Below are 6934 nucleotides of genomic sequence, written 5' to 3'. Positions count from 1 at the left end.
GGGGAGATGGGGAGATGGGGAGATGGGGAGATGGGGAGATGGGGAGATGGGGAGATGGGGAGATGGGGAGATGGGGAGATGGGGAGATGGGGAGATGGGGAGATGGGGAGATGGGGAGATGGGGAGAATTTTTATTAAGGGGAATTTCCGGATAATAACCTTAAACCTTGAACATCCCAACCTTAAACCTTCAACCGAATAACCTTTAACCTTCAACCTCCCAACCTTCAACCAAAAAAAATAGCCGCAGAAATACTTTCCACGGCTAGGAGTTATCCTTATGACTCAACTTTGTAAACCAAACCAGACATAATCCGATTTAATCAGACCGTAAGCTGTCAGCTTAAGCGCTACGCGAACAGTTATCAGCTATTATCATTCAGCTATTAGCTATTACCCAAAGGCCAAGGGCTGACCGCTGACCGCTGACCACTGACCACTGACATCAGACCTGATTTTTTTGCCAGGGGGGTAAAACCCCCCGCCAATTAGTTTAACCGATAATTAAGTACTTCGTCATCATCGTAATGAATTCCCCTGGGATTCCAGTGGGCTGAAGGGGGCTCCACTCCGAGATTTCCGCGTAACGCAGTGCATAAAGGGTATGCATGGTATTGAGTATTGCTTTACGTGACCCCTTCAAAATGTGCTTAACTGGGAATTTTTTTTGGGAAGGTTCCTGAGGAGTATTATCGGGAGTGGTCTCTTCAGGATTGTTGTTTTCGTTTGGCACAAAGTCTTCAGTCATAATTAAACTCGTGTTTGAAATTAATAGATATAATCATAACGATTATAGAATTAATTGTCAAGGGTTTTTAGAATTTTTTTTTTGAGGGGGTATTGAAAGAAATCCTACGGTAATGAAATGGGATATTGTTTTTTTAGGGAATCGGGAATCGGGAATCGGGAATCGGGAATCGGGAATCGGGAATCGGGAATCGGTAACAGAATAAAAATGTTAGCGATCGCGTAGCGTTGCCTTCGGTCAATCGCGTTTTTTTTTGAGTTTAGTTACTGATATCATCGGCAACAGTAACTAAAAAAAATGATAGATATCAGATAAATTGTGATAGGTATATAAAATGAATTGTTATAACTTTTGTTCCCTGTTCCCTGTTCCCTGTTCCCTGATTTTCCTGTGTTAGACTAAATCAAAATTGGGTTTCAAGCATCTACTGGTCAATGCAATATAGTTAACTGGCAGCTAATCGGTGAGTGATTCAACTAGCTTGGTCAAAATGTATGATCACACGGAGGTGATCCTTAGGTGGTTACATCTGACAGACCTTCACATGGGTATGAAAGGCTCAAAAACTCTCTGGCCAAATGTTGAGGAAATTTTCTTTAAGGATTTAGAGTACCTTTGTGAAACGGTAGGCCCAATCGATTTGGTAATGTTTACTGGCGATCTCACTCAGCGCGGCAGTGAATCGGAATTCCAACAGCTAGACAAACTCTTAGATAAGTTCTGGAAAAAGTTTCGCGAGATGGAATTTGAGCCAAAGTTTCTGGCTGTACCTGGCAACCACGACCTGGTTCGACCAGATCAGTCTGACTCCGTATTGATTAATCTCCAGGATCGGTGGGACGATCATGAATTCCAACAGGCATTTTGGGCTAACAGCAAATGTCCTGAGCGACAACTTGTAGACAAGGCTTTCGATAATTATCTTCAATGGTGGCAAAATACGACCGTACCTAAGCCCGACATCTATTCAAAAGGCATACTGCCAGGAGATTTTTCAGCAACAATTGAGAAGGATGGGTTCAAACTCGGAATTTTAGGACTCAATAGCGCGTTTCTGCAACTGATGGACGGTAGACACGGTAAGCTGGCTCTAGATATGTGCCAGTTCCATGAGGCATGTAATGAAAGTCATGACCATGGGCCGTCTTGGGCACAAGACCACGATGCCTGTTTGCTACTTACCCACCACCCCCAGGATTGGCTAAACAAAGAAGCCCAAGAGCAGCTAAAAGGGGAGATTTATAGCTCGCCGGAACGATTCGCTTTACATCTGTTCGGACATATGCACAAGTCCAACCTGAGCAGCTGGGCGGAAGGTGGTGCTAATCCTCGAAGCACACTGCAAGGCTGCTCCCTGTTCGGCCTTGAAAGCTGGGGGAAAGAAGAAGAGAAACGGCTCCATGGTTATTCACTATGTGAATTGAAGATCGAAGGAAACACCGCCTCCCTCCGCATCTACCCCCGTCAAGCAGGCAAAATACAGGACGGTGGGCGGGATATCGGTCCCGATCGTACCTTCAGATTGCCCAAAGGAAAGGACGGCACAAAACCAATACCAGTGGAGTTATTGCGCAAACGACCAAACAACCCGATTCCAAGGGGAATAAAAAAAAAATTAAATCCCCCCACTAACATTATCAATCGTGGCACTCCCTACTTTGTCGGTAGGGATGCTCAACTTGAGCAGCTCCATCGGGAACTTCAACAGACCAATAAACTAGCAATTTGTGCCATTGCCGGAATGGGTGGTGTGGGCAAAACCGAGTTAGCTCTACAATATGCTTTGAAAAATCAGGATAATTACCCTGGTGGTTTGTGCTGGTTCCAAGTGCGAGGGTTGGATCTCGGGACTCAAGTTGTTAGTTTTGCCCGTACAGAATTAGGATTAACCATTCCAGATCAACTAGAATTCAACGAGCAGGTAAGATACTGCTGGAGAAATTGGCCAGAAGGAACAGCATTGATCGTGTTGGATGATGTGCCTTCTTTCAGCAACGACTATAAACAGAGAATTCAGCCCTATTTACCTCCAGCCCAATCCCGCTTCAAAGTACTGGTCACCAGCCGTCAGCGTCCAGGGGCTTCTTACCGACGAATTGACCTGGATGTGCTATCCCCAGGGGCAGCATTGGAATTATTGGAATCCCTTGTTGGAAAAGAGCGCATTGAGAAGGAACGAAAAGAAGCAGAAGTCTTATGTGAATGGTTGGGTTATTTGCCCTTAGGTTTGGAGTTAGTCGGACGATATTTAGATATACATCCGAGCTTAACCATTGCTAAAGTTCAGAAACGTTTAGAGAAAAAGAAATTAGCAGCAAGGGCATTACTTGATCCAAAAGAACAAGGGGAGATCACAGCCCAGTTGGGTGTAGCAGCAGCCTTTGAGTTATCCTCGGAAGATTTGAAAGATTGTCCAGAAGCCCAGCAGTTGGGATGTCGTCTGAGTCTGTTTGCTCAAGCTCCTTTTGAGTGGTACCTGGTAGAGAATTGTGTGATCGAAACTGAAGATGAAGAGGAATGGGAAGAAGAACAGGAAGAATTGGAAGAATTACGCGATCGCTATCTGGTCAATCGTAATCTGTTGCAACTGACCGAACAGCAAACCTATCGGCTCCATCAATTAATTCGAGAATTTTTCCAGACCAAGCTGGCTCAATTACCAGAGGCCGATAGCTACAAGCGAAGCTTTTGTAAGACAATGGTGGCTAAGGCAAAAGAAATTCCCCAGATACCAACTCAAGATCAGATTGCAGTAGTTACCCCCGCTATCCCTCATTTAGCCGCAGCTGCCACAGTTCTAACTGACTGGCTGAAGGATGAAGATTTAATCTCGCCCTTCACGGGCTTAGGAAAATTCTATTACGGTCAAGGTACCTATTGGGACTAAGCGCGATAATCAGGGACAGAAATAGTGCTAATATATATAGGATAACCTTTTTAGGTTAGTCGGTTGTCCCAATCAATCCAATGAGAGAAACAATTTCGACAGCCATGCCTCCTTGCTTTGAGAGATGGTGTCAGCGTTTTGACGATGTCTTCCACAATAAAGCCCAGAGAAAAGAGTTTAGACACTATCTGGGAGGATTATTGGGAGAAAGTGAAAGGAAAAACCTATCTCAGCTCGCTATGAATGCCGTAGATGTGTCTTACCACAGCTTACGGCATTTTACCGTTCGGGCTTCCTGGTGTGAACAGGACATCAACGAACGCCGGTTGCAGGTGATGAATAGCTGTCGTCAGACGAAAATTCCCCGTGGTTTCTCTTTGATTGTAGACGACAGTGGACATAGAAAGAGTGGGAATTTCACCGATGGTGTGGGAAGGCAATATATCGGAGAGATTGGCAAAGTAGATAACGGCATAGTGGTGGTAACAACCCATCTGTATGATGGTCGAAAAAGCCTGCCGTTGGATATTGAGTTATATGAGCACGAGAATTCTTTACCCTCAGGAAAGAAAGACCCCTCATTTCTCAAAAAACCAGAGCGGGCATTAAAGTTAATTGAACGGACGTTAAGTCGAGGCTATCATCCGGGAATTGTCCTAATTGATGCCGGTTATGGAAATAATACATCTTTCCTTAATGAACTAGAAAATCGAAAATTAAAGTATTTAGGAGGAATCGCCAAAAATGCGCCAAAAGCGCACGCTACGCGAACGAAAAGTTACTGTCACCCGAGCCCAGGAATCTGTGGAAACTTATCGAGTGGATAAGTTAGCCGAAAGCTTACCCAAAGAGGCTTTCACCGAAGTCAAACTCAATCTCAATAAGTCAAAAGCCCTGTGGGTGGCAACAATGGAAGTTAAAATTTCCCGCTTGAGTGGAAAACGAAGTCTGGCCATCGTCATGAATCAACCGACATAAGCGTGAAGCCACAGAGATTGACTATTTTTTGACAAATGTTGAAGCGGATGTGGTGACTGCAGAATGGGTGGTGAAGACTTACGCTCAAAGAAATTGGGTGGAAGTCTTTTATCGGGAGCAAGCGGGATGGTTGGGACTCAAAGAATATCAAGTCAGGCACAAACGTAGCCTGATGAGACATTTCATCTTGGTGATGTGTGCCTATACTTTTATTCTTTGGCATCAACTCACAGGAGGATTGCGAAGGCGATGGAGCCACAAACCATTAAAGACATTTGCTGAAGCAATAGATGCATTTCGGAGTGCTATGTCTTGCCGTTTTGTCCATTGGATCCATCAGAACTGGGACGTATTTGTCGCTTATAAAGCGAGTAAGGGCTATATTTGGGCTTGAATTTCGCGCTTAGTCCCACTATGACCAGGCTGAATCATGGTATGAGCGATGTTTAGAAATAACTAGAACCCGCTTGGGTCACGACCATCCCGATGTGGCCACCACTCTCAACAACCTGGGATTACTCTACAACTCAATGGGGCGCTATGATCAGGCCGAACCCCTCTCTCATCAGGCTTTGGAGATGAGAAAGCAGCTGCTGGGTGAGAACCATCCCGATGTGGCCACCAGTCTCAATAACCTGGCATTTCTCTACAAGTCAATGGAGCGCTATGACCAGGCCGAACCCCTCTTTCAACAGGCATTTGAGCTGTTTAAACAGCTGCTGGGTCAGGAACATCCCCATGTGGCCACCAGTCTCAACAACCTGGCTGGACTCTACAACTCAATGGGGCGCTATGACCAGGCCGAACCCCTCTATCAACAGGCATTGGAGATCAGAAAGCAGCTGCTGGGTCACCACCATCCCGATGTGGCCACCAGTCTCAACAACCTGGCTGGACTCTACAACTCAATGGGGCGCTATGACCAGGCCGAACCCCTCTTTCAACAGGCATTTGAGCTGTTTAAACAGCTGCTGGGTCAGGAACATCCCCATGTGGCCACCAGTCTCAACAACCTGGCTGCACTCTACTATAATCAGGGGCGCTATGACCAGGCCGAACCCCTCTATCAACAGGCATTGGAGATCAGAAAGCAGCGGCTGGGTGAGAACCATCCCGATGTGGCCACCAGTCTCAATAACCTGGCTGCACTCTACAAGTCAATGGAGCGCTATGACCAGGCCGAACCCCTCTTGGTCCAGGCATTGGAGATCAGAAAGCAGCTGCTGGGTCACGACCATCCCCATGTGGCCACCAGTCTCAACAACCTGGCATTTCTCTACGACGAAATGGGGCGCTATGACCAGGCCGAACCCCTCTATCATCAGGCTTTGGAGATGAGAAAGCAGCTGCTGGGTGAGAACCATCCCGATGTGGCCACCAGTCTCAACAACCTGGCATTTCTCTACAAGTCAATGGGGCGTTATGACCAGGCCGAACCCCTCTATCAACAGGCTTTGGAGATGATAAAGCAGCTGCTGGGTCACCACCATCCCGATGTGGCCACCAGTCTCAACGGCCTGGCAAATCTCTACGACGAAATGGGGCGCTATGACCAGGCCGAACCCCTCTATCAACAGGCATTGGAGATGAGAAAGCAGCTGCTGGGTCACCACCATCCCGATGTGGCCTCCAGTTTCAACAACCTGGCATTACTCTACTATAATCAGGGGCGCTATGATGAGGCCGAACCCCTCTATCAACAGGCTTTGGAGCTGTATAAGCAGCGGCTGGCTCACCACCATCCTTTGGTGGCCACCAGTCTCAACAACCTGGCATTACTCTACTCCTCAATGGGGCGCTATGATGAGGCCGAACCCCTCTATCAACAGGCTTTGGAGATGGAAAAGCAGCTGCTGGGTCACGACCATCCCCATGTAGGCACCAGTCTCAACAACCTGGCTGAACTCTACCGATATCAGGGGCGCTATGACCAGGCCGAACACCTCTATCAACAGGCATTGGATATTTTAGAACACAGGTTAGGGTCAAATCATCCTAACACTGTAACCTGCCGTGAGAATCTAGAAAGTTTGCGCAATGATTTGTCACAGTAATCAGTAATATTATTCATTAATTAGTTAGAAATACTATATACTGACTTGGTCTTGCTTTTCCTAAGTGAATGACTTACGACAGTACCCTAAAATATTTAGTTGAACAATATCCCCAAGCCTTTACCCGTTGGTTGTTTAATCAAGAACCAGCAGAGGATATCGAAATTCTCAACACCGAATTAAGCACAGAACCAATTCGGGCAGATGCCTTGTTTTTTGTGCGAGTTGCTGATGCTATTTTGCATTTGGAATTTCAAACCTTACCCC

General features: G+C 46.4%; 3 protein-coding genes and 3 pseudogenes. 5 read left to right on the top strand and 1 reads right to left on the bottom strand.

All coding sequences use genetic code 11. The features are described from left to right. Positions 1 to 22 precede the first annotated feature (22 nt). Positions 23 to 202 carry a hypothetical protein gene (locus F6K57_RS05225; protein WP_293065461.1) on the top strand — a complete coding sequence of 60 codons (180 nt, stop codon included), beginning with the start codon at positions 23 to 25 and terminating at the stop codon, positions 200 to 202. Positions 203 to 493: 291 nt separating this feature from the next. Here the strand turns inward: F6K57_RS05225 and F6K57_RS05220 are convergent, their stop codons facing one another. Continuing rightward, entirely contained in the window at positions 494 to 748 is a 255-nt protein-coding gene (locus F6K57_RS05220) for a hypothetical protein (RefSeq protein WP_293017885.1), read from the bottom strand. Between the two features lie 463 nt (positions 749 to 1211). Between F6K57_RS05220 and F6K57_RS05215 the strand changes: the two genes are divergently transcribed. The 4 genes and pseudogenes from F6K57_RS05215 to F6K57_RS05200 form a co-directional block, all read left to right on the top strand. Then, positions 1212 to 3635 carry an NB-ARC domain-containing protein gene (locus F6K57_RS05215; RefSeq protein ID WP_293017883.1) on the top strand — a complete coding sequence of 808 codons (2424 nt, stop codon included), beginning with the start codon at positions 1212 to 1214 and terminating at the stop codon, positions 3633 to 3635. An 80-nt stretch (positions 3636 to 3715) separates the two neighbouring features. After that, positions 3716 to 5007: pseudogene (locus F6K57_RS05210) on the top strand (IS701 family transposase). A 28-nt stretch (positions 5008 to 5035) separates the two neighbouring features. Continuing rightward, a pseudogene (locus tag F6K57_RS05205) lies at positions 5036 to 6667 on the top strand (tetratricopeptide repeat protein); the annotation flags it as partial. Positions 6668 to 6735: 68 nt separating this feature from the next. Further along, positions 6736 to 6934, top strand: a pseudogene (locus tag F6K57_RS05200) (hypothetical protein); the annotation flags it as partial.

Origin of the sequence: Moorena sp. SIO4A5 (assembly GCF_010672005.1) — a bacterium.
In the GTDB taxonomy this organism is placed as follows: domain Bacteria; phylum Cyanobacteriota; class Cyanobacteriia; order Cyanobacteriales; family Coleofasciculaceae; genus Moorena.
This window is presented reverse-complemented; position numbering and strand designations above follow the sequence as displayed.